The sequence below is a fragment of the Arthrobacter sp. M71 S08 genome, from assembly GCF_059089725.1.
Map to the genome: position 1 here is coordinate 63,256 of NZ_JBNHEY010000010.1, position 21,424 is coordinate 84,679.

Genomic DNA, 21,424 nt, shown 5'->3' on the forward strand with positions numbered 1-21,424 from the left:
TATTGCGACGGAGAGACTTGCGAATCCCGTTGTACCTTGGAAAGGGTTCCTTGTGCTTGAACTGCCCCCTGCCTTTCAGATAGGCACTTTTGTCGTTCTGGGTCTGATACTCCTGTTCGACCTCCTGCTCGTGGTGAAGCGCCCGCATGAGCCGTCCATGAAGGAAGCCGGGCTATGGGTGTCGTTCTACGTGGCACTCGCGCTGGTCTTCGCGGCGATCATGTTCGCTGTCACCGGGCCCGAGTTCGGCGGCCAGTTCGTTGCCGGCTGGGTGACTGAATACAGTTTGAGCATTGACAACCTGTTCGTCTTCATCATCATCATGGCCAGGTTCTCCGTCCCCAGGAAGTATCAGCAGGAAGTGCTGATGGTGGGCATCATCATTGCCCTTATCCTGCGCGGCATTTTCATCATGCTCGGCGCCGCGTTGATCAGCAACTTCTCCTGGATCTTCTACATCTTCGGCGCCTTTCTCCTCTGGACCGCTTATCACCAGGCGAAGGACTCCGGTGAGGAAGAAGAGGAGAAGGAGAACAAGCTCATCGGTAAGCTGCGCGGCGTGCTGCCGATGTCCGAGCACTACGACGGTAACAAGATCCGCACGGTGGTGGACGGCAAGAAGGTCTTTACTCCGATGATCATCGTGTTCATCACGATCGGCCTGACCGACCTGTTGTTCGCCGTGGATTCCATCCCGGCTATCTTCGGACTGACGCAGAGCCCCTTCATCGTATTCACGGCCAACCTTTTCGCACTGATGGGCCTGCGCCAGCTGTACTTCCTCCTGGGTGGCCTCATGACCCGCCTTATCTTCCTCAAGCACGCGCTCTCGATCATCCTCGCCTTCATCGGCGTGAAGCTGATCCTGCACGCCATGCACGAGAACGAATTGCCCTTCATCAATGGTGGCCAGCACATCGAGTGGGCGCCTGTGATCCCGACCTTCGCCTCCCTCGGCTTCATTGTCGCCACCATTGTCATCGCGGTCATCGCAAGCCTGGTCAGCCCGGCCGGCAAGCGGGCGAAGATCGACGCCGAACTTGCAGCGGACGCCGAGCGCGCCCGCATTGGTGGTCCGGAGTCCTGAGCAACCCCTGATTGACAGCGCAGAAGGCGCCGGTCCTGCACATGCAGGGCCGGCGCCTTCTGTTGGCGGGAGGCCCTAGCCCGGGTGGGTCATGGCGAGCAGCCGGGAGAAGATGGCGTCCCCGTCGTCGTTGATTCCGTCATGGTGGAATTCCGAGGTTTCCCAGACCCGCAGGCCCCGCACAGAGGCCGCAGTCTCCAGGGACAGGTCCCGGTCGACGTAGATGTCGTCGCTGTACACAGCGGCCGCTGCCGGCACTGTGTTGGCGGCCAGCTGCGGGAGGTCGTACAGGGGTCCCCAGTCGTCAACTGCGGCGATCAGCCGAGCAGTTTCCTTGAGCGGAACCAGTGCCGGGTCCTCGTCGAAATACCAGGGGTAGATCATCTCACCGGTCAGCAGGGGATCAGGTGCATCGGGCGCGAAGTCGGGGTACTCCTGCAGCACCCGCCAGGCAGCCCAATTGGACGGTCCGCCTTGACAGTAGATGGACTCGTGGAGGAGGGCGTAAAGCGGGTTCGAGCGCCTGCTCACCACGGATTGCAGCTGGTCGAGGAAGGCGGGGGAGAGCCGATCGCCCCCGCCGGTTCCGGCGAACGCGTCCTCAAGCAGGTAGTGGAGGGCGTCGACCCGCGTGTTGCCACCCAGGTACGAGCCGACCATCTGGAAGCGCTGTGGGCTGAGGCGCTCACCGCTGGGCAGGCATTCCTCGACCCGCCCGAGGTGGCGCATTATGCGGGTGGTGATTGCCCTGTCCTCGGGATAGCGCGCGAAGTACTCGGCATTGCGTTTGGCTACCCGTTCGAAAGTGGAGCGGTATACGCGTTCGGGCGGACCGGTGAGGGGAGCCAACCCGCCGGTGATGAGGGCACGCTCGACCCCTTCCGGCGCGAAGGACAGGTAGGAGAGTGTGCAGAATCCGCCGAAGCTTTGCCCGAGCACCGTCCAGGGTGGTGAGTCCAAGGCCAACCGCATCAGTTCCGCATCCCCAACAATGGAATCGGCGCGGAAGTGTCGCAGGTACTGTGCCTGCTCCAACGGGGTACCACGGCTCGGAAGGGTCACGAGGTCGGCGGGAGTGGAGAGTCCCGTACCGCGCTGGTCAAGCATCAGGATTCGGAAGTCGCGTGCAGCGGCCTTCATCCAGCCGGAGAGCTGCGTGGAGCGGTTGCCGCGTACACCGGGTCCGCCCTGCAGGAACAACAGCCACGGAAGCTGCGCGGCAGCGGCATCGTCATGATCCGTCGAACTGTATTCGCGCGCGAAGAGCGAAATGTGCTCGCTTCCCGGATTCCCGTGATCAAGGGGCACAGCGAACCGGTGCGGAGTGGTCCGGACGCCGCGCATCACGCGGGAGGCTCCCGCCCGGTGCCTCACGGAGCTCACTTGCCGGTTCCCGCGAACTCAGCCAGCGGCGCTCCCGTCAGCCGGAAGGTCGTCCACTCATCCTGGGGCAGCGCTCCGAGGCTCCGGTAGAACTCGATCGAAGGCTCGTTCCAGTTCAGTACGGACCACTCGACCCTCGCGTAGCCTCGTTCGGCGGCGATGCCCGCGAGGGTCTGCAACAGCGCTTTCCCGTAACCGGACCCGCGTGCTTCCGGACGCACGTACAGGTCCTCCAGGTAGATGCCGTGCACACCTTCCCAGGTGGAGTAGTTGAGGAACCACAGAGCGAAACCCTGAATGCCGCCGTCGTCCTCGGCCACGTGGGCGAAGATGCGTGGGTTGGCGCCGAACAGGGCATCCTCGAGCCCTTCGACCGTGTTGCGGACGGCGTCAGGCTCCTTCTCATAGATCGCGAGGTCGTGGATCAGTTGCAGGATGGTGGGCACGTCTTCACGACGTGCTTCGCGGATCGCAGTCATGCTTCCCAAGCGTACTGGCCGGTGGGCCACGCCGAGCGTCAACGATGGGTGGAAGGCCTGGAGGCGCTACGGGCCGGGGTCAGGGGCCCCGACCGACGTGATCGCGACAACCGGGAACCCAGCCTCGTCCGAGGCTGCCAGATCAATCACCGCGTTGATACCCCAGTCCTGGTCGCCGGACGGATCCTTGAAGATCTGGCGCACTTCCCAGCGGCCGGGAACCAGCCGGATGATGAGCAGCGCCGGACCGCGGGCGTCGGGACCGTCGTCGATGTCGTCGTGGGCGTCAAAGTAGCCGTCCATGGCTTCGGCCCAGCGGTCCGCATCCCAACCTGACGACTCGTCCAGCCGGCCAAGCGCTTCGTCGTCCTCCGCCGCGAAAAGCTGCACCCGCTGGAACATCTCATTGCGGACCATGACGCGAAACGCCCGCTCATTGGAGGTGACCGAATCAGGCTCCGGCGGGAGGTCGACGGTTCCCGGCGCCGAACTGCCCGCGCCGGCCGCCAGCTGCTCCCATTCGTCGAGCAGGCTCGAATCCACCTGCCGGATCAACTCGCCGAGCCACTCGATGATGTCGGTCAGATCTTCGCGCAGCGCATCCCGGGGTACGGTCTGGCGGAGGGCCTTGAAGCAGTCGGCCAGGTACCGCAGGAGGATGCCCTCCGACCGCGCAAGGGAGTAGAACGCGATGTACTCGCCAAAGTTCATTGCCCGCTCATATATGTCGCGGACGACTGACTTCGGGGTCAGCTCGAAGTCACCAAGCCAGGGCGCGCCGGACCGGTAGGATTCGAAGGCGTGCTGCAGCAGCTCCGCGAGCGGCTGCGGGTAGGAGACATCCTCGAGCAGCGCCATCCGCTGGTCGTAATCGACGCCGTCGGCCTTCATTGCGGCTATTGCCTCACCGCGTGCCTTCTTCTCCTGCGCGCTGAGTACCTGGCGGGGCTTCTCCAGCGTCGCCTCGATGACCGAAACGACATCGAGCGCGTAGGACGGGCTCTCCGGGTCAAGGAGCTCCAGACTGGCGAGAGCGAAGGGGGACAGCGGCTGGTTCAACGCGAAGTTGGCCTGCAGGTGGACCCTGAGGCGCACCGTTCTGCCTTCCTCGTCCGGCTCGGGAAGGTGCTCCACGATGCCTGCGGTGACCAGCTCCCGGTAGATGCTGATTGCCCTCCGAAGGTGCGCGTACTGCCGCGCGGGCGTTTCATGGTTGCCGCGCAGCAGGTTCTGGACGGCACGGAGCGGATCTCCCGGGCGTTCGAGAAGGTTCAGCAGCATCGAGTGACTCACGGCGAAACTGGATCCGAGCGGCTCCGGCGTACCCTCTACAAGGCGGTCATAGGTGGGTTTGCCCCAGGAGACGAACCCCTGCGGCGGCTTTTTGCGAACCACCTGGCGTAGCTTCTTCTGATCGTCGCCGAATTTCGCGACCGCTTTTGCCATGGCCTTGCTATTTTCCACCACGTGGTCCGGTGCCTGCACCACCACGGTTCCGGACGTGTCGTAGCCTGCCCGCCCCGCACGGCCGGCGATCTGGTGGAACTCCCGCACATTGAGCAGGCGGGTGCGGACGCCGTCGTACTTGCTGAGGGCGGTCAGCAGGACGGTGCGGATGGGAACATTGATTCCCACGCCGAGCGTGTCGGTACCGCAGATCACCTTGAGCAGTCCCGCCTGGGCCAGCTGCTCCACCAGCCGCCGATACTTCGGCAGCATTCCGGCGTGATGCACACCGATCCCGTGGCGTACCAGCCGGTTCAGTGTCTTGCCGAAGCCGGACGAGAACCGGAAGTTCGCGATGAGCGCCGCAATCCGGTCCTTCTCCTCACGCGTGCAGACGTTGATACTCATCAGGTTCTGTGCGCGCTCAATCGCTTCCGCCTGGCTGAAGTGCACCACATAAACGGGGGCCTGATGTGTCGAGAGCAGCTCCTCGAGTGCTTCCTGGAGGGGATTTTCGGAGTAGTAGAAGTTGAGCGGAATCGGCCGGTCCCCGGAGCTGACCAGCACCGTCGAACGCGCGGTCCGCTCAGTGAGTTCCTTCTCGAAACGCTCGACGTCGCCGAGAGTCGCGGACATCAGGAGGAACTGGGCCTGTGGAAGCTCCAGCAGCGGTACCTGCCAGGCCCAGCCGCGCTGCGGGTCCGAGTAGAAGTGGAACTCGTCCATGATGACCGTGCCGACATCCGCGCGGTCGCCCTCACGCAGTGCTATATTCGCCAGGATTTCCGCGGTACAGCAGATGATGGGAGCGTCCTGGTTCACGCCCGAGTCACCCGTGACCATACCGACGTTCTCGGCACCGAAGATCGCGCACAGGGCGAAGAACTTCTCGGAGACCAGCGCCTTGATAGGGGCGGTGTAGTAGCTCCGGCGTCCTTCAGCGATGGCGTGGAAGTGGGCGGCAACCGCTACCAGCGACTTCCCGGAACCGGTGGGGGTCGCGAGGATCACGTTGTTCCCGGAGACGAGCTCAAGAACAGCCTCGTCCTGTGCGGGGTACAGACTGATGCCCGTGCTCTCGGACCACGAATGAAAAGCTGAGTACACGGCGTCGGCGTCGAGTGTGCCCGGGCGCCCGGTCTGGGGGAGGTGGTCCTGGATGCTCATGTCCTCCCAGCCTATCCGGTCGACCTGACGATAGCGCTTACGGCGCCCGCTCCTTGCAGGTGCCCGCCGCGGGTGCCTGCAACGGGTACCCGGCTCTGGGCCCCTCGGCCGTAGGCTTGGGCTCATGCGCTGGGACCCCGCACAGTACGCCGCCTTTTCCGATTACCGATCCCTGCCCTTCTTCGACCTGGTGGGACGCATCGGCCATTCCGCCCCGCGGCGGGTCGTCGACCTTGGCTGTGGGTCCGGTGAACTCACCGCCGTGCTTGCGCGCAGGTGGCCGGACGCCCAGGTACTTGGTATCGATTCCTCCCGGGAGATGATCGACCGCGCCGAGCGGCTGGATGACTCACCCCCGAACCTGTCCTTCGCAGAGGCGGATGTCCGCGTCTGGGCGCCGGAGCCGGGCACCGACGTCGTTGTTTCCAATGCAGTGCTGCAGTGGATCCCCGGCCACCAGGCAATGCTTGCCCAATGGGCCGCAGAACTCGGGCAAGGGGCCTGGCTGGCGTTCCAGGTCCCCGGCAACTTCTCGGCGCCTTCGCATGTACTGATGCGCACGCTCGCAGAGTCGGAGCGCTGGAAAGCGCAGCTCGGCTCCGTCCTGAGGCACGACGACGCCGTCAGCGCACCACACGAATACCTTCGCCTGCTGCGCGATGCCGGCCTGGACGCCGACGCGTGGGAGACCACCTACCAGCATCTGCTCGCCGGAGCGGATCCCGTGCTCCAGTGGGTTCGGGGGAGCGGCCTGCGCCCGGTGCTCGAGGCGCTTCCTGATGCCGAGGCGGCGGAGTTTGAGCGCACCTACGCCAACATGCTCGCCGACGCGTATCCCCGCGAGCCCGACGGCGCCACAATCTTCCCGTTCAGACGGATCTTTGCGGTGGGCGTCAAGCCTGCACCTGCGGACTCACCAGCCGCGTGAGCGCCATTCCGGGAGCGACGGCCGCTCCGCGCCGAGTGTGGTCGGTTTCCCGTGACCGGGGTGGACGATCGTATTGTCGTCGAACCTGTTGAAGATCCGCTCCACCACGTCGCTGTACAGCGACTCGAAACGCTCCGGATCCCCGCCCGTGTTGCCGACGCCACCAGGGAAGAGGGAATCGCCCGTGAAGAGGTGCACCGGGCCGTTTGGATCCCGGTAGGCGAGCGCGACCGACCCGGGGGTATGGCCGCGCAGGGAGATGCCTTCCAGCGTAAAGCCGTCGAAGGTGCCTATGTCCCCATCGCTGAGCGGAACATCGGTGGGCACCGCAATGTCATTGACATCCTCGGCGCCCGCAGCGGTGCGGGCACCCGTCGTGCGCACCACCTCAGCGAGCGCACGCACATGGTCCCAATGTGAGTGGGTCGTGACGATCAGGGCAAGCTTGGCAGGAACGTCTGCATCCTTTGCGCCGTCGGCGATCAAGCGCTGAATGGCGGGAGCGTCGTCGGCAGCGTCGATGAGAACCTGCGCTCCGGTCGCCTTCGCCGTGATGAGGTAGACATTGTTATCCATCTCGCTGACAGAGATACTGCGGATGGTCACCTCGGAAAGGTCATGCATGGTGGCAACTCTAATACCGATAGGTCCAATACCGATGGTGATGCACCACACCACATGGCAGAATGTGAGCACCCTTCCACTGTCGTCCAGGAGCGCGCACCGTGAATTCTGATGTATCGGCGTGGCTGCGGATCGATTCGAACAGCTCAGTGCCCCCGTACGAACAGTTGCGAGTGCAGATCCTGGACGCCGCCAATGACGGGTCCCTTCCGGTGGGCACTCGTCTGCCGCCGGTGCGCACTCTCGCCGGCCACCTGGGCGTGGCCGTCAATACGGTCGCCCGGGCCTACCGGGAACTGGAACAGGCGCATATTGTCGTCACGCGCTCGCGGGCGGGGACCGTCGTCGCGGCCGCCGGGGACGAGGCACGGCGCAAGGCTGCGGAAGGCGCTGCCGAGTACGCCCGCCTGATCAAGGCCAACGGCCTCACTGAGGATGAAGCAGTCTCATATCTGCGCGCAGCTCTGCGCCGTCGGTGAACATTGAGCGCGACACGCCGCCAATACTGTCATTCGAACAAGTCTTCGAACACCGTTTCCACTAAAGTGGGATGGTGTCTATAGCTACCTCCGTGGATTCCGCTCTGTCCGACCCTGACAAAATGCCGCAGGACCTCTCACGGCTTGTCGTCAAGGGCGCACGGGAACACAACCTGCGCAACGTCGATCTCGACCTGCCGCGGGACGCAATGATCGTCTTCACCGGCCTGTCCGGCTCCGGTAAATCCTCCCTCGCCTTCGACACCATCTTCGCCGAGGGGCAGCGCCGCTACGTCGAGTCACTCTCCGCCTACGCCCGCCAGTTCCTCGGACAGGTGGACAAGCCGGACGTGGACTTCATCGAGGGCTTGTCGCCGGCGGTTTCGATCGACCAGAAATCCACCAGCAAGAACCCGCGCTCCACCGTCGGAACCATCACTGAGATCTACGACTACATGCGGTTGTTGTGGGCCCGCGTGGGAAGGCCGCATTGCCCGGAGTGCGGGGAGGCGGTCACCAAACAGACTCCCCAGCAGGTCGTCGATCAGCTCATGGAGCTCGAGGAGGGGACCCGCTTCCAGGTGCTCGCGCCCGTGGTGCGGGGCCGCAAGGGCGAATTCGTGGACCTCTTCCAGGACCTTGCCGCGAAGGGCTACTCGCGTGCCCGGGTGGACGGCGACCTCGTCCAACTGACTGATCCGCCCAAGCTGGGCAAGCAGTTCAAGCACACCATTGAGGTGGTCGTGGACCGCCTGGTCATCAAGCCAGGCGTCCGGCAACGGCTCACCGATTCCGTCGAAACGGCGCTCAAGCTGGCGGAGGGCAGAGTGCTCGCAGACTTCGTCGACCTGGATTCCGATGACCCCCACCGGTTGCGTGCCTTCTCGGAGAACCTGGCGTGCCCCAATGAACACCCGCTCGCAATCGACGAGATCGAGCCGCGGTCCTTCTCCTTCAACAACCCCTTTGGTGCATGTCCCAGGTGCACGGGCATTGGCACCAAGCTCGAGGTCGATGAGGAACTCGTTGTTCCCAACCCCGACCTCTCTCTCCGCGAGGGAGCCATAGCGCCCTGGGCGCTTGGCACAGCCACACTTGAGTACTGGACCCGCCTCCTGGAGGGACTTTCCAAGGAACTGAACTTTTCCATGGACACTGCCTGGAAGAAGTTGCCCGCTCACGCCCGTGATGCCGCCCTGTACGGCAAGGATCACAAGGTCGTAGTGCAGTACCGCAACCGCTTCGGCCGTGAGCGGAAGTACAGTACCGGGTTTGAGGGCGCCGTCCAGTACATCCACCGCAAGCACCTCGAGACGGAGTCCGACTACGCGCGGGATCGCTACGAGGAGTACATGCGGCAGGTCCCGTGCCCGGAATGCGGGGGCGCGCGGCTGAACCCGGCATCACTCTCCGTCCTGATCAACGGGCGGTCGATCGCCGAGGTGGCTGCGCTGCCTATGCGGGACTGCGCCGACTTCCTGAACAATCTCGTCCTCACTGGCCGTGAGGCCCAGATCGCGTCCCAGGTGCTGAAGGAGATCCAGGCGCGGCTCCGCTTCCTTCTCGATGTTGGCCTTGAGTACCTCAACCTCGAACGGGCTGCGGGAACGCTCTCCGGCGGGGAAGCCCAGCGCATACGCCTGGCCACCCAGATCGGCTCCGGCCTGGTCGGAGTTCTGTACGTCCTGGACGAGCCCTCCATCGGTCTCCACCAGCGCGACAACCGGCGTCTCATCGAGACCCTGACCCGGCTGCGGAACCTGGGTAACACCCTGATTGTCGTCGAACATGACGAGGACACCATCAGCGAGGCTGACTGGATCGTCGACATCGGACCAGGTGCCGGTGAGCACGGGGGCCAGGTTGTCCACTCGGGTTCGCTGGAGGATCTTCTCCGGAACGAGCAGTCCATCACCGGCGATTACCTGTCGGGTCGGCGGAAGATCGAGCCGCCGGCCAAACGCCGGAAGATCGACCGCTCCAGGCAGCTCAAGGTTGTGGGTGCCCGCGAACATAACCTCAAGGGCGTAGACGCAACCTTCCCGCTGGGTGTGCTGACTGCGGTGACGGGCGTGAGCGGGTCGGGCAAGTCGACGCTGGTCAATGAGATCCTGTACAAGGTCCTCGCCAACAAGCTCAACGGTGCCAAACAGGTTGCCGGACGCCACCGCCGGATCGACGGACTGCAGCACCTCGACAAAGTAATCCACGTTGACCAGGGCCCGATCGGCAGGACACCGCGATCAAATCCCGCCACCTACACCGGAGTTTTCGACAACATCCGCAAGTTGTTTGCGGAAACCACGGAGGCGAAGGTCCGGGGCTACCTGCCCGGGAGGTTCTCCTTCAACGTCAAGGGCGGCCGCTGTGAGGCCTGCTCAGGTGACGGCACGCTGAAGATCGAAATGAACTTCCTGCCCGATGTCTACGTGCCGTGCGAGGTGTGTCACGGGGCGCGGTACAACAGGGAAACCCTTGAGGTGCACTACAAGGGCAAGACGATCGCAGACGTGCTGGACATGCCGATCGAGGAGGCGGCGGAGTTCTTCGCGGCGTTTACCCCGATCGCGCGGCACCTGAATACGCTGGTCGACGTCGGCCTCGGCTACGTTCGTCTGGGGCAGCCTGCCACTACTCTCTCCGGCGGCGAGGCGCAGCGTGTGAAGCTCGCCAGCGAACTGCAGAAACGCTCAAACGGACGCAGTATCTACGTCCTCGATGAGCCCACAACGGGGCTCCACTTCGAAGACATCCGCAAGCTGCTGCTGGTACTTCAGGGCCTGGTGGAAAAGGGGAATACGGTCATCACCATCGAACACAATCTTGACGTGATCAAGAGTGCGGACTGGGTGATCGACCTCGGCCCCGACGGTGGTTCCGGCGGTGGTGAAATCATCGCTACCGGTACTCCGGAGCAGGTTGCGGCCACCGAGGGAAGCCACACGGGTCAGTTCCTGGCCGAGGTCCTGAAGGCGTAACCCCATATTCCAGCGCCGGAATGCAATTTCCGGCGCGGCACGCGCTATGGGAAACTTGCCCGGTGAAGAATACGCGGCTCCTCCTCCTTTTCGACCTGGACGGAACGCTGGTGGACCCCGAGGGTGCGATCACGGGCGGAATCTCCGAGGCGCTGCGGACGCTGGGGCTGCCGGTGCCGGCTGCTGGAGAAATGCGACGCATGGTCGGGCCTGCGCTGGTGCGTTCACTCGCAGATATCGCCAAGGTCCCGCAGGACCGCATCGACGAGGTGATTGCCGTCTACCGTGCCGGTTACCGGGCGCACGGCATGGCGGAGAGCAGGCCGTATCCGGGAATCATCGAAGCCGTCCTCGCACTCAGGGACCGTGGCCACCTTGTCGCGGTGGCCACCCAGAAGCCCGAGCGCCTGGCTCGTGAGCTACTCGAAGTCCAGGGGATGACACAGCTTTTCGAGTCCATCCACGGCTCACCTGATGATGAGCAGGCGGCCGCCCTGCTGGACGGGAAGAAGACCATCATCGGCGCCGCACTGGCCGAACACGAAGGCTGCTTCGACCGGGCACTGATGATCGGGGACCGTTCCCACGACATCGAAGGCGCCGCAGCCAACGGCCTGGATTGTATCGCCGTTGAGTGGGGATTCGGCAGCGCACAGGAGTTCGCGGCGGCCCATCCCGCCGCCGTCGTATCCTCCTCGCCAGCGCTGCTCGAGCGCGTGCTCGCCTATACCGGGCCCGACCGGGCGGTGAGCCATGGGCGTCTATGACCTCACCCGCAGCAGCACCCGCGGACTGATCGCCGGCCTGTGCCGGCCCACCGTCGTCGGGCTGGAACACGTTCCGGCCGGCGGCGGGTTCATCGTCGCCCCCAACCATCTCTCCTTCCTGGACAGCGTCCTCGTGCAGGCGCTCATGCCCCGCCCCGTTGCCTTCTTCGCGAAGGCCGAGTACTTCACCGGCCGGGGAGTTAAAGGTACGCTGATGCGCTCCTTCTTTGAGGGGGTCGGGTCCATTCCGGTGCAGCGGGGTCAGCAGGCGGCGAGCGTCCAGGCGCTCAAGACCCTGCTTGAATTGCTCGAAGCCGGTGACGGTGTCGGAATCTACCCGGAAGGGACACGCTCCCGCGACGGCCTGCTGTACCGGGGAAGGACAGGCGTGGGATGGCTCGCCCTGACTACCGGGGCGCCGGTTGTGCCGGTGGGCCTGCTCGGCACTGATCGTCTTCAACCGGCGGGCAGCCGCCTGATCCGGCCGCAGCACTTCACCATGAGGGTTGGTGAGCCGCTGTACTTCGAACGGACCGGGCCGGATCATTCACTGCCGGCGCGCAGACAGGCGACTGACACGATCATGGACGCCATCGCGGCGCTCACAGGCCAGCGCAGGGCCGCCGGCTACAACAAGGGTCCAACAGAATGACCGGTGACGCCGGAACCAGCGGTCGGCGCAACCGAACGCCTGCAGCGCGCCGGTAGAATATCTGGGTGGCAGATCCAGCAACGTACCGCCCGAAAACCGGCGAGATCCCACAGGACCCGGGGGTTTATCGGTTTCGTGACCAGCATCGGCGGGTTGTGTACGTCGGCAAGGCGAAGAACCTTCGCTCCAGGCTCAATTCTTATTTCGCGAATCCCCGGGGGCTGATGCCGCGTACGCGCGCCATGGTGCACACGGCGGCAAGCGTCGAGTGGACGGTCGTCGGCAGTGAGCTCGAGGCGCTCCAGCTGGAATACACCTGGATCAAGGAATTCAATCCGCGGTTCAACGTGATGTTCCGCGATGACAAGTCCTACCCGTATCTTGCGGTCACGCTGGGGGAGAAGTACCCGAGAGTCCAGGTCATGCGCGGTGACCGACGGAAGGACACCCGTTACTTCGGACCGTTTTATCCCGCGAAGGCGATCCGGGAGACGGTCGACACCCTCCTGCGCGTGTTCCCCGTCCGTACCTGCAGCACCGGCGTGTTCAAGCGCGCGGAGCGCTCCGGCCGGCCGTGCCTGCTGGGATACATCGACAAATGTTCAGCACCCTGTGTCGGACGGATCTCTCCGGAGGAGCACCGCGAGCTTGCGGCGCAGTTCTGCGACTTCATGTCCGGTCAGGCCAACCGCTTCATTCGCGAGTTGGAGCAGAAGATGGCCGCTGCCGTCGCTGAGCTGGATTATGAGTCGGCCGCGCGCGTCCGCGACGACATTGCGGCGCTGAAGCGGGTCTTCGAGCGCAACACGGTCGTGCTCAGTGAAGACACCGACGCGGATGTGTTCGCCCTCGCCGAGGACGAACTCGAAGCGGCAGCGCAGGTTTTCCATGTACGCGGGGGAAGAATTCGCGGACAGCGGGGCTGGGTGGTCGAGAAGGTGGAGGACATGACTACCGCTGACCTCGTCGAGCACCTCCTGCAGCAGGTCTATGGCGAGGGCAGCAGCAGTAACAACCGCATCCCGCGCGAGGTCCTCGTGCCCGAACTGCCGAGCAACGAAGAGCAGATGCGCGAGTGGCTCCACGGATTGCGGGGCGCCCGGGTGGACATCCGGGTACCCCAGCGCGGAGACAAGGCAACCCTGCTTGGTACGGTCGCCCAAAACGCAACAGATTCATTGAGGCTCCACAAGAGCCGCCGTGCCGGCGACATCACCACGCGGTCCGCAGCACTGCAGGAGCTGCAGGAGGCGCTGGACCTGCCCATGCCGCTCATGCGGATCGAGTGTTTCGACATCTCTCACGTCCAGGGCACCAACGTGGTGGCGTCCATGGTCGTGGTCGAGGACGGGCTGCCGCGCAAGGCTGACTATCGCAGGTTCTCCATCACCGGAGACGCGGCCCGGGACGACACATCGTCCATGTACGACGTCATCTCGCGCCGCTTCCGCAACTATCTGGCCGAGCGGAATCCGCTCGATTCCCTGCCCGGCCACGACGGCGGCACTACCGGTCCGGTCACGGACGAACCGAAAGCACCGGTGCGCCAGAAGTTTGCCTATCCGCCGAATCTTGTGGTTGTGGACGGCGGGCAGCCCCAGGTCCGCGCGGCGGCGCGCGCCCTGGAGGATCTGGGTATCGACGACGTTTTCGTCATCGGACTGGCGAAGCGGCTCGAGGAGGTCTGGCTGCCTGAGGGGGACTTCCCGGTCATCCTGCCCCGCGCGTCAGAAGGGCTGTTCCTTCTCCAGCGTATTCGAGACGAAGCCCACCGCTTTGCGCTGGCGTACCATCGGCAGAAGCGCGGGAAGTCCATGACGGTGTCCGTTCTGGACGAGGTGCCGGGGCTCGGCCCGGCGAAACGCCGCTCACTGTTGAAGCACTTCGGATCCGTGCGGAAACTGAAGGCGGCAAGCATCGAAGAGTTGCAGGAAGTGCAGGGGGTAGGCCCCGCGCTGGCAGCAACAATACGGCGCCAACTCGCTGAAGGCAGCGGTGAAGGGACCGACAGGGCGCCTGCCCCTGCCGTCAATATGATGACCGGCGAAATACTCGATTCTTAGCTAGGGTAGACGTGGATGTCGGCCGCGAGGCCCGGCTTACATTGCGTGCAACGGTGGGACGGAAAACGAACACATGAATCAGACTGACGGTCTTACGCCGGTCAAACCTGCCGAATCCGAACTGCTTGTAGTGACGGGCATGTCAGGTGCCGGCCGGAGTACGGCAGCAAACGCCCTGGAAGACCACGGATGGTACGTGGTGGAGAACCTTCCGCCGCAAATGCTAAGCACCCTCACCGAAATCGTGTCGAGGACCCCCGAATCCATCCCCAAGCTCGCCGTGGTCATCGACGTGCGGAGCAAGGAGCTGTTCCAGAACGTGCAGGGCTCCCTCGCAGCGCTTAGGGCGGCGGGAATCACCTATCGCATCCTGTTCCTGGACGCAGCAGACGACACCCTCGTGCGGCGGTTCGAGCAGGGCAGGCGCCCCCATCCGCTTCAGGGGGACGGCCGCATCCTGGACGGCATCTCGGACGAGCGGGAAGTGCTGAAGGAGCTGAAGCAAGCATCCGACGTCGTGGTGGACACCACGCAGCTGAACGTGCACGCGCTGGCCACCACAATCACCGAGCTGTTCTCCGAGTCCGGACCGATCGTCCTGCGGTTGAACGTCATGAGTTTCGGTTTCAAATATGGGTTGCCCGTCGATGCAAACTTCGTCGCGGACGTCCGCTTCATCCCCAACCCCCACTGGGTGCCGGTACTCCGGCCCCAGACCGGCATGGATGAGCCGGTCCGGGACTATGTGCTCAACGCGAACGGCGCTTCCCAGTTCATTGACCGGTATGTCAGTGCGCTTGAGCCCGTGCTTGAGGGTTATCGCCGCGAAAACAAGCACTACGCCACGATTGCTCTCGGCTGCACCGGTGGCAAACACCGATCCGTCGCAGTGACCGAGGAGATCGCAAAGAGACTTGCGCAGCTGCCCCGCCTGCAGGTGACCGCTCACCACCGAGACCTCGGGCGTGAATGATGGCTATCCTCACCGGATCACTGCCGATGATTCCAGCCAGCTCGGCCGTCCGTTCCGGTTCCGGGTCACAGGATAATGCTCCGTCAGTGGTCGCGCTGGGCGGCGGCCATGGACTGTCGGCGTCGCTGTCCGCCCTGCGCCTGCTGACCTCCGAACTCACTGCCGTGGTTACAGTGGCCGACGACGGCGGCTCCTCCGGGCGACTCCGCCACGAACTCGGCGTGCTTCCACCGGGCGACCTCCGGATGGCGCTGGCAGCACTCTGCGATGACACCGACTGGGGGCGGACCTGGCGTGACGTGATGCAGCACCGCTTCGCGTCCCGGGACGGCGTGGAGGGCTCCCTCGACAACCACGCGCTAGGCAACCTCCTCATCGTCACACTGTGGGAGTTGCTGGGGGACCCCGTGGCAGGCCTGCAATGGGCCGGTGCGCTCCTCGGCGCACGGGGACGTGTGCTGCCCATGGCGAGTGTACCGTTGACCATCGAGGGCGATGTATTGACCGAGGTGGACGGCGGCCTGCGGCTGCGCAAGGTATCGGGTCAGGCGCAGCTTGCGATGGCAGGAAGCGCCGGAAACGTGAGCAAGGTGCGGCTCCTTCCCGAAGACGCTCCGGCCTGCGTTGACGCGCTCAATGCCATTGAACTGGCCGACTGGGTCATCCTTGGACCGGGGTCCTGGTACACATCGGTTCTCCCGCATCTTCTTCTGCCGGAGTTGAGGGACGCGCTGTGCAACACCACCGCACGGCGCTGCCTGACCATGAACCTGAGTAACGACACCAAGGAAACCCAGGGAATGAGCGCGGTGGATCATCTCTCCGTGATCAGACGCTATGCCCCCGAGTTCCGTGTCGACGCCGTCGTCGCCGATCCTTCGGTGGTCGCGGACCGTGAGGAATTCGAAGCGGCGGTCGGGGAGATGGGAGGCCGCGCGTTCTTGGGTAAAGTAGGGTCTTCAAGCGGCGGACCGGTTCATGACGCGTTGCGCCTGGCAACGGCCTACCAAGACATGTTCGGCGAATTCTAGGAGGGTGTCTGTGGCGCTGACCGCGGATGTGAAAGAGGAACTCTCACACCTCGACGTGAAAAAGTCGTCGGTACGCAAGGCTGAGGTTTCCGCACTCCTGCGCTTCGCCGGCGGCCTGCACATTATTTCCGGGCGGATCGTTATCGAGGCTGAGGTAGACCTGGCGTCTACTGCACGCAGGCTGCGTACCGCCATCGCGGACGTCTACGGGCACAACAGTGAGATCATCGTTGTATCGGGCAACGGTCTGAGGCGGGGAAACCGTTATGTGGTCCGGGTGGTGCGTGACGGCGAGTCGCTCGCGCGGCAAACCGGACTGCTGGACAACCGTGGAAGACCGGTGCGCGGGCTGCCGTCCGTCGTCGTCAATGGTTCGGCCGCGGATGCTGAAGCGGTATGGCGTGGTGCTTTTCTCGCCCATGGTTCACTGACCGAACCGGGCCGCTCATCCGCCCTGGAGGTCACCTGTCCGGGCCCGGAATCGGCCTTGGCCCTTGTCGGTGCGGCGCGCCGGCTCGGTATCACGGCTAAAGCCCGCGAAGTCCGCGGTGTGGACCGCGTGGTCATCCGCGACGGTGACACTATCGCGGTCCTGCTCACACGCATGGGTGCCCATGATGCCCTGATGGTGTGGGAGGAGAGGCGCATGCGCAAGGAAGTCCGGGCCACAGCCAACCGGCTGGCAAACTTCGACGACGCGAACCTGCGACGGTCCGCGCAGGCCGCGGTCGCCGCGGGGGCGCGCGTGGAGCGTGCACTGGAGATCCTCGGAGAAGAAGTGCCTGACCACCTGAAGTATGCCGGCGAGCTTCGCGTGGCCCACAAACAGGCGAGCCTTGACGAGCTCGGCCGGATTGCGGATCCGCCCATGACCAAGGACGCAATTGCGGGCCGTATTCGCCGTCTGCTTGCGATGGCGGACAAGCGTGCGGTGGAACTGGGAATTCCGGGAACCGATGCCAATGTGACTGCCGACATGCTGGATGACTGAATACGTGCATAGGATGGATGTTCAAGGGGTTTCCGTGTGCCGTCAGGCAGTCGGAGCCCCGCCTGGAGAACCGCAACAGCCGGGCTGCTGCCCGGTACAGCAACACAGGACCTGGAGGATTTCGTGAGCGAATACGTACTGCCCGAACTCAACTACGACTACGCGGCACTTGAACCGCATATCTCCGCGCGGATCATGGAGCTTCACCACAGCAAGCACCACGCAACGTACGTCAAGGGAGCCAATGACGCCCTCGCGCAACTCGCAGAGGCGCGCCAGAACGGGGACTTCACCAACATCCCCAAGCTGTCCAAGGACCTTGCTTTCCACACCGGTGGACACGTCAACCACTCCGTCTTCTGGAACAACCTCTCGCCGGACGGCGGCGACAAGCCCGAAGGTGAGCTCGCGGCTGCGATCGATGATGCGTTCGGGTCGTTCGATGCATTCCGCGGTCACTTCAACGCGGCAGCGCTGAGCCTGCAGGGCTCGGGCTGGGCACTGCTTGCCTGGGAGCCTATCGGCGGCAACCTCGTCATCGAGCAGCTTTACGATCAGCAGGGCAACATTCCTGTCGGAACAACCCCGCTGCTCATGCTGGATATGTGGGAGCACGCCTTCTACCTCGATTACGTGAACGTCAAGGCCGATTACGTCAAGGCATTCTGGAACATTGTCAACTGGGCTGATGTGGCTCGCCGTTTCGAGGCTGCCCGTGCCAATGCGAGCGGACTGATCACTCTCTCGTAGCCCTTTGCGCTCCGGCGTAACCTTTCCTGCCTGACCGGCAGGAAAGGTGGCCGGTGCGTAAGATGATCTCTGTTGCCTGCGTCACACTCCGGGGTGGCCACAGGCACGATTGCTTTACAAAACGCGCACAGTGCGGTGCATTGATTTCAGACGCCGGTACGGTCCGCCTTTTTGAGGGCAAGAGCCGCCGGCAGTAACCCCTATCAAGGAGATAGAAACAGTGACTACCCGTATAGGAATCAATGGGTTCGGGCGCATTGGGCGCAATTACTTCCGCGCGGCCCTGGAACAGGGCGCCGATCTCGAAATCGTTGCCGTCAATGACCTCACCAGCCCCGAGACGCTGGCCCACCTTCTGAAGTATGACTCCGTCACCGGCCGGCTTGGCGTCAGCGTGGAGGTTGCCGACGGCGGCCTCGTCGTAGACGGCAAGACCATCAAGGTGCTCGCCGAGCGCGATCCCTCGAACCTGCCGTGGGCAGACCTTGGAGTCGACATCGTCATCGAGTCCACCGGTTTCTTCACCAAGGCTTCGGATGCACGCAAGCACATCGACGCCGGTGCCAAAAAGGTCCTGATCTCTGCTCCCGCATCGGACGAGGACATCACGGTCGTGCTCGGCGTCAACGATGACCAGTACGATCCTGAGAACCACCACATCATCTCGAACGCGTCCTGCACCACCAACTGCCTGGGTCCGCTGGCCAAGGTTCTCAATGACGAATTCGGCATTGAGCGCGGACTGATGACTACCATCCACGCCTACACCGCGGACCAGAACCTCCAGGACGGACCGCACAAGGACCTCCGCCGCGCCCGTGCAGCAGCCATCAACATGGTTCCGACGTCCACCGGTGCGGCAAAGGCAATCGGCCTGGTTTTGCCGGAACTGAAGGGGAAGCTCGACGGCTACGCCATCCGCGTCCCCGTCCCCACCGGCTCCGCCACGGACCTCACCGTCACCGTCAGCCGTGAAGTTTCGGTCGAGGAAGTCAACGCCGCCTACAAGGCCGCTGCCGCGGACGGACCGCTCAAGGGATACCTCACCTACACCGAGGCGCCGATCGTGTCCTCCGATATCGTCACGGACCCCGCGTCCTCGATCTTCGACTCCGGCCTGACCAAGGTGATCGGCAACCAGGTGAAGGTCGTTTCCTGGTACGACAACGAGTGGGGCTACTCGAACCGCCTCGTTGACCTCACCGAAATCGTCGCATCAAAGCTGTCCTAAGGAAGACGTGAGTTACTCATCCCTGGATGACCTGCTGAGTGTTGGCGTCCGCGGGCGGCGCGTTCTGGTCCGATCGGACCTTAACGTGCCGCTCGACGGCGACCTCCCGAACCTGCGTGTGACCGACGACGGACGCATCCGGGCCTCGCTGCCGGTTCTGCGCAAGCTCACCGAGGCCGGCGCTGCGGTGATCGTATTGGCCCACCTCGGCCGCCCGAAGGGCGCACCCGAGGAGAAGTATTCGCTCAAGCCCGCCGTGGACCGCCTTGCGGAGCTGGCGGACTTCGACGTGACCTTCGCCGACGACGTCACCGGTGAAAGCGCCCGTGAACGTGCGGCAGCCCTCTCTGAGGGGAGCGTTCTTGTCCTGCAGAACGTTCGGTTCGACGCGCGTGAGACAAGCAAGGACGATTCCGAACGTGCAGCTTTCGCTGAAGAGCTCGTGCAGCTCACAGGCGAGAACGGCGCCTACGTGGATGATGCGTTCGGTGCGGTCCACCGCAAGCACGCGAGCGTTTACGACGTCGCATCGCGTCTGCCTGCCTATCAGGGTGACCTCGTCAAGGCCGAAGTAGATGTGCTGCAGCGGCTCACCACTAATCCGGAGCGGCCCTTTGTGGTTGTGCTCGGCGGTTCGAAGGTATCTGACAAGCTGGCGGTGATCGAGAACCTCATCGGCACAGCTGACCGCCTGCTCGTCGGCGGTGGCATGGTGTTCACGTTCCTGGCCGCCCAGGGCCACTCGGTGGGTTCAAGCCTTCTTGAGGAGGACCAGTTGGACACCGTCCGCGGCTACCTGGCCCGCGCGAAAGAGGCCGGCACGGAATTTGTGCTGCCCACCGACATCGTGGTGGCGGAAAAGTTTGCGGCGGACGCCGGCAGCGAGACCCTTGCGGCAGATGCCATGGAATCGGGGCAATATGGTGCTTCCGGGCTGGGATTGGATATCGGCCCCGAGTCGGGCAGTGCCTTCGCCAGCCACATCTCGCAGGCACGCACCGTTTTCTGGAACGGGCCTATGGGCGTTTTCGAGTTCGATGCATTCGCGGCCGGTACCAAGGCTGTGGCACAGGCACTGGCGGACGCAACCGCGGCTGGCGCGCTCACAGTGGTCGGCGGTGGTGATTCAGCCGCAGCGGTCCGTGGGCTCGGCTTCGACGAATCGAGCTTCAGCCACATCTCGACCGGTGGCGGCGCAAGCCTGGAGTACCTTGAAGGCAAGGAACTCCCCGGCTTGACCGCGCTGCAGCGCTGACATCAACAAGCAGTACTTCTAGAACTGGAGAACCCATGACTTCCTCGACGAACGGCACCTATGACCGTCGTCCACTGATCGCTGGCAACTGGAAGATGAACCTGGACCACGTCCAGGGCATCACCCTCCTGCAGAAGCTTGCGTGGACGCTCGACGACGCCAAGCATGACTATTCGCGCGTAGAGGTGGCAGTGTTCCCGCCCTTCACCGACTTGCGCGGTGTGCAGACGCTAGTGAATGGGGATGACCTCGACGTCGTCTACGGCGGTCAGGATCTCTCGCCGGCCGAATCGGGTGCGTACACGGGTGACATCTCGGGGCAGTTCCTCGAGAAGCTCGGATGCACTTACGTGCTCGTGGGCCACTCAGAGCGGCGAACTATTCATAGCGAGTCCGATGAGCTTCTGAACCAGAAGGTCCAGGCTGCATACCGCTATAACCTCGTTCCGGTCCTGTGCGTAGGCGAGGGCCTGGAGGTTCGCCAGGCTGGAACTCATGTGCAGCATACGCTCGGTCAGCTCCGGGCAGATGTCGCGGGCCTGGGCGCTGAGCAGGCAGCCAGCCTGGTCATCGCGTACGAACCGGTGTGGGCCATCGGGACCGGAGAAGTCGCAGGTCCGGAAGACGCACAGGAAATGTGCGCGGCCATCCGCGCGGAGCTGGCTGTGCTCTTCGACGAGTCGGTCGCTGCGCGCGTCAGGCTTCTCTACGGCGGTTCCGTCAAGGCATCCAATGCTGCGGCGATACTCAAGGAGCGTGACGTCGACGGTGTGCTCGTCGGCGGAGCGAGCCTCGACGTCGATGAGTTTGCTAACATTGTCAGGTTCGAGCACCATCTGGTGACCGACTAAGGTCACGTTGAAAGGTCACCGTGGAAATTCTCCGTATCATCCTGTTGGTACTGCTGGGTGTCACCAGCTTGCTGCTGACACTGCTCATTCTGCTTCACAAAGGCAGGGGCGGTGGAATGTCCGACATGTTCGGCGGCGGCATGACAACCAGCATGGGATCGTCCGGAGTCGCTGAGCGCAATCTCAACCGTTTCACGGTGGCCCTCGGGCTCGCCTGGGGCGTTGTCATCGTTGCCCTTGGCCTGATTCAGCGCTTCGCCGGAGACTCGTAGCCGAGAAGCGCCGGTGT

The 21,424-nt window shown here is 63.8% G+C and carries 19 protein-coding genes; 15 read left to right on the plus strand and 4 right to left on the minus strand.

Annotated elements, in window-relative coordinates; genetic code table 11:
• Positions 1–52: 52 nt before the first annotated feature.
• The gene (locus AC5RTB_RS15980) at positions 53–1,087 is read left to right on the plus strand and encodes a TerC family protein (RefSeq protein ID WP_494062033.1); all 1,035 of its coding nucleotides are present in this window, start codon (positions 53–55) and stop codon (positions 1,085–1,087) included.
• 75 nt (positions 1,088–1,162) lie between these two features.
• On the opposite strand, the gene AC5RTB_RS15985 is transcribed toward AC5RTB_RS15980, so the two are convergent.
• From AC5RTB_RS15985 to AC5RTB_RS15995, 3 genes are all read right to left on the minus strand, one after another.
• A complete protein-coding gene (locus AC5RTB_RS15985; protein WP_494062102.1) occupies positions 1,163–2,431 on the minus strand; it encodes an alpha/beta fold hydrolase in 1,269 nt (422 codons plus the stop codon).
• Positions 2,432–2,466: 35 nt separating this feature from the next.
• Positions 2,467–2,949, minus strand: a complete 483-nt coding sequence (locus AC5RTB_RS15990; RefSeq protein WP_494062034.1) for a GNAT family N-acetyltransferase — start codon at positions 2,947–2,949, stop codon at positions 2,467–2,469.
• A 66-nt stretch (positions 2,950–3,015) separates the two neighbouring features.
• Complete coding sequence (locus AC5RTB_RS15995; protein ID WP_494062035.1) at positions 3,016–5,562, minus strand: DEAD/DEAH box helicase; 2,547 nt, start codon at positions 5,560–5,562, stop codon at positions 3,016–3,018.
• A gap of 124 nt (positions 5,563–5,686) precedes the next feature.
• Between AC5RTB_RS15995 and AC5RTB_RS16000 the strand changes: the two genes are divergently transcribed.
• Positions 5,687–6,490: a trans-aconitate 2-methyltransferase gene (locus tag AC5RTB_RS16000; RefSeq protein WP_494062036.1), complete on the plus strand. Its 804-nt coding sequence runs from the start codon at positions 5,687–5,689 to the stop codon at positions 6,488–6,490.
• Here AC5RTB_RS16000 and AC5RTB_RS16005 read toward each other — a convergent pair.
• Positions 6,476–7,114 (minus strand): MBL fold metallo-hydrolase, encoded by a 639-nt coding sequence (locus tag AC5RTB_RS16005; protein ID WP_494062037.1) that lies wholly within the window; start codon positions 7,112–7,114, stop codon positions 6,476–6,478. The genes AC5RTB_RS16000 and AC5RTB_RS16005 overlap by 15 nt on opposite strands.
• A gap of 101 nt (positions 7,115–7,215) precedes the next feature.
• Between AC5RTB_RS16005 and AC5RTB_RS16010 the strand changes: the two genes are divergently transcribed.
• The 13 genes from AC5RTB_RS16010 to secG all read left to right on the plus strand — a co-directional run bounded on the left by AC5RTB_RS16010 (position 7,216) and on the right by secG (position 21,407).
• Positions 7,216–7,593: a GntR family transcriptional regulator gene (locus AC5RTB_RS16010; protein ID WP_494062038.1), complete on the plus strand. Its 378-nt coding sequence runs from the start codon at positions 7,216–7,218 to the stop codon at positions 7,591–7,593.
• Between the two features lie 71 nt (positions 7,594–7,664).
• Entirely contained in the window at positions 7,665–10,571 is a 2,907-nt protein-coding gene (gene uvrA, locus AC5RTB_RS16015; RefSeq protein WP_494062039.1) for an excinuclease ABC subunit UvrA, read from the plus strand.
• Positions 10,572–10,633: 62 nt separating this feature from the next.
• Positions 10,634–11,338 (plus strand): HAD hydrolase-like protein, encoded by a 705-nt coding sequence (locus AC5RTB_RS16020; RefSeq protein ID WP_494062040.1) that lies wholly within the window; start codon positions 10,634–10,636, stop codon positions 11,336–11,338.
• Positions 11,325–11,990: a lysophospholipid acyltransferase family protein gene (locus tag AC5RTB_RS16025; RefSeq protein ID WP_494062041.1), complete on the plus strand. Its 666-nt coding sequence runs from the start codon at positions 11,325–11,327 to the stop codon at positions 11,988–11,990. Before AC5RTB_RS16020 ends, AC5RTB_RS16025 begins: the two co-directional genes overlap by 14 nt.
• Positions 11,991–12,055: 65 nt before the next feature.
• Entirely contained in the window at positions 12,056–14,053 is a 1,998-nt protein-coding gene (uvrC, locus tag AC5RTB_RS16030; protein ID WP_494062042.1) for an excinuclease ABC subunit UvrC, read from the plus strand.
• Positions 14,054–14,126: 73 nt separating this feature from the next.
• Positions 14,127–15,026, plus strand: coding sequence for an RNase adapter RapZ (gene rapZ, locus AC5RTB_RS16035; protein WP_494062043.1), 900 nt, complete (start codon positions 14,127–14,129; stop codon positions 15,024–15,026).
• Positions 15,026–16,057, plus strand: coding sequence for a gluconeogenesis factor YvcK family protein (locus tag AC5RTB_RS16040; protein WP_494062044.1), 1,032 nt, complete (start codon positions 15,026–15,028; stop codon positions 16,055–16,057). Before rapZ ends, AC5RTB_RS16040 begins: the two co-directional genes overlap by 1 nt.
• A 10-nt stretch (positions 16,058–16,067) precedes the next feature.
• Positions 16,068–17,048 (plus strand): DNA-binding protein WhiA, encoded by a 981-nt coding sequence (gene whiA / locus AC5RTB_RS16045; RefSeq protein WP_494062045.1) that lies wholly within the window; start codon positions 16,068–16,070, stop codon positions 17,046–17,048.
• 123 nt (positions 17,049–17,171) lie between these two features.
• The gene (locus AC5RTB_RS16050; RefSeq protein WP_494062046.1) at positions 17,172–17,798 is read left to right on the plus strand and encodes a superoxide dismutase; all 627 of its coding nucleotides are present in this window, start codon (positions 17,172–17,174) and stop codon (positions 17,796–17,798) included.
• Positions 17,799–18,018: 220 nt separating this feature from the next.
• A complete protein-coding gene (gene gap, locus AC5RTB_RS16055) occupies positions 18,019–19,029 on the plus strand; it encodes a type I glyceraldehyde-3-phosphate dehydrogenase (protein ID WP_494062047.1) in 1,011 nt (336 codons plus the stop codon).
• A 7-nt stretch (positions 19,030–19,036) separates the two neighbouring features.
• Positions 19,037–20,284 (plus strand): phosphoglycerate kinase, encoded by a 1,248-nt coding sequence (locus AC5RTB_RS16060; RefSeq protein WP_494062048.1) that lies wholly within the window; start codon positions 19,037–19,039, stop codon positions 20,282–20,284.
• A 35-nt stretch (positions 20,285–20,319) separates the two neighbouring features.
• Positions 20,320–21,135, plus strand: coding sequence for a triose-phosphate isomerase (gene tpiA / locus AC5RTB_RS16065; RefSeq protein ID WP_494062049.1), 816 nt, complete (start codon positions 20,320–20,322; stop codon positions 21,133–21,135).
• Between the two features lie 20 nt (positions 21,136–21,155).
• Complete coding sequence (gene secG, locus AC5RTB_RS16070) at positions 21,156–21,407, plus strand: preprotein translocase subunit SecG (protein WP_494062050.1); 252 nt, start codon at positions 21,156–21,158, stop codon at positions 21,405–21,407.
• The last annotated feature ends 17 nt before the right edge of the window (positions 21,408–21,424 follow it).

Bases quoted from the DNA above. Each gene is read 5' to 3' on its own strand.
- AC5RTB_RS15985 (WP_494062102.1), bottom strand. From the start codon at position 2,431: ATGCGCGGCGTCCGGACCACTCCGCACCGGTTCGCTGTGCCCCTTGAT.
- AC5RTB_RS15990 (WP_494062034.1), bottom strand. From the start codon at position 2,949: ATGACTGCGATCCGCGAAGCACGTCGTGAAGACGTGCCCACCATCCTG.
- AC5RTB_RS15995 (WP_494062035.1), bottom strand. From the start codon at position 5,562: ATGAGCATCCAGGACCACCTCCCCCAGACCGGGCGCCCGGGCACACTC.
- AC5RTB_RS16000 (WP_494062036.1), top strand. From the start codon at position 5,687: ATGCGCTGGGACCCCGCACAGTACGCCGCCTTTTCCGATTACCGATCC.
- AC5RTB_RS16005 (WP_494062037.1), bottom strand. From the start codon at position 7,114: ATGCATGACCTTTCCGAGGTGACCATCCGCAGTATCTCTGTCAGCGAG.
- uvrA (WP_494062039.1), top strand. From the start codon at position 7,665: ATGGTGTCTATAGCTACCTCCGTGGATTCCGCTCTGTCCGACCCTGAC.
- AC5RTB_RS16025 (WP_494062041.1), top strand. From the start codon at position 11,325: ATGGGCGTCTATGACCTCACCCGCAGCAGCACCCGCGGACTGATCGCC.
- rapZ (WP_494062043.1), top strand. From the start codon at position 14,127: ATGAATCAGACTGACGGTCTTACGCCGGTCAAACCTGCCGAATCCGAA.
- AC5RTB_RS16040 (WP_494062044.1), top strand. From the start codon at position 15,026: ATGGCTATCCTCACCGGATCACTGCCGATGATTCCAGCCAGCTCGGCC.
- tpiA (WP_494062049.1), top strand. From the start codon at position 20,320: ATGACTTCCTCGACGAACGGCACCTATGACCGTCGTCCACTGATCGCT.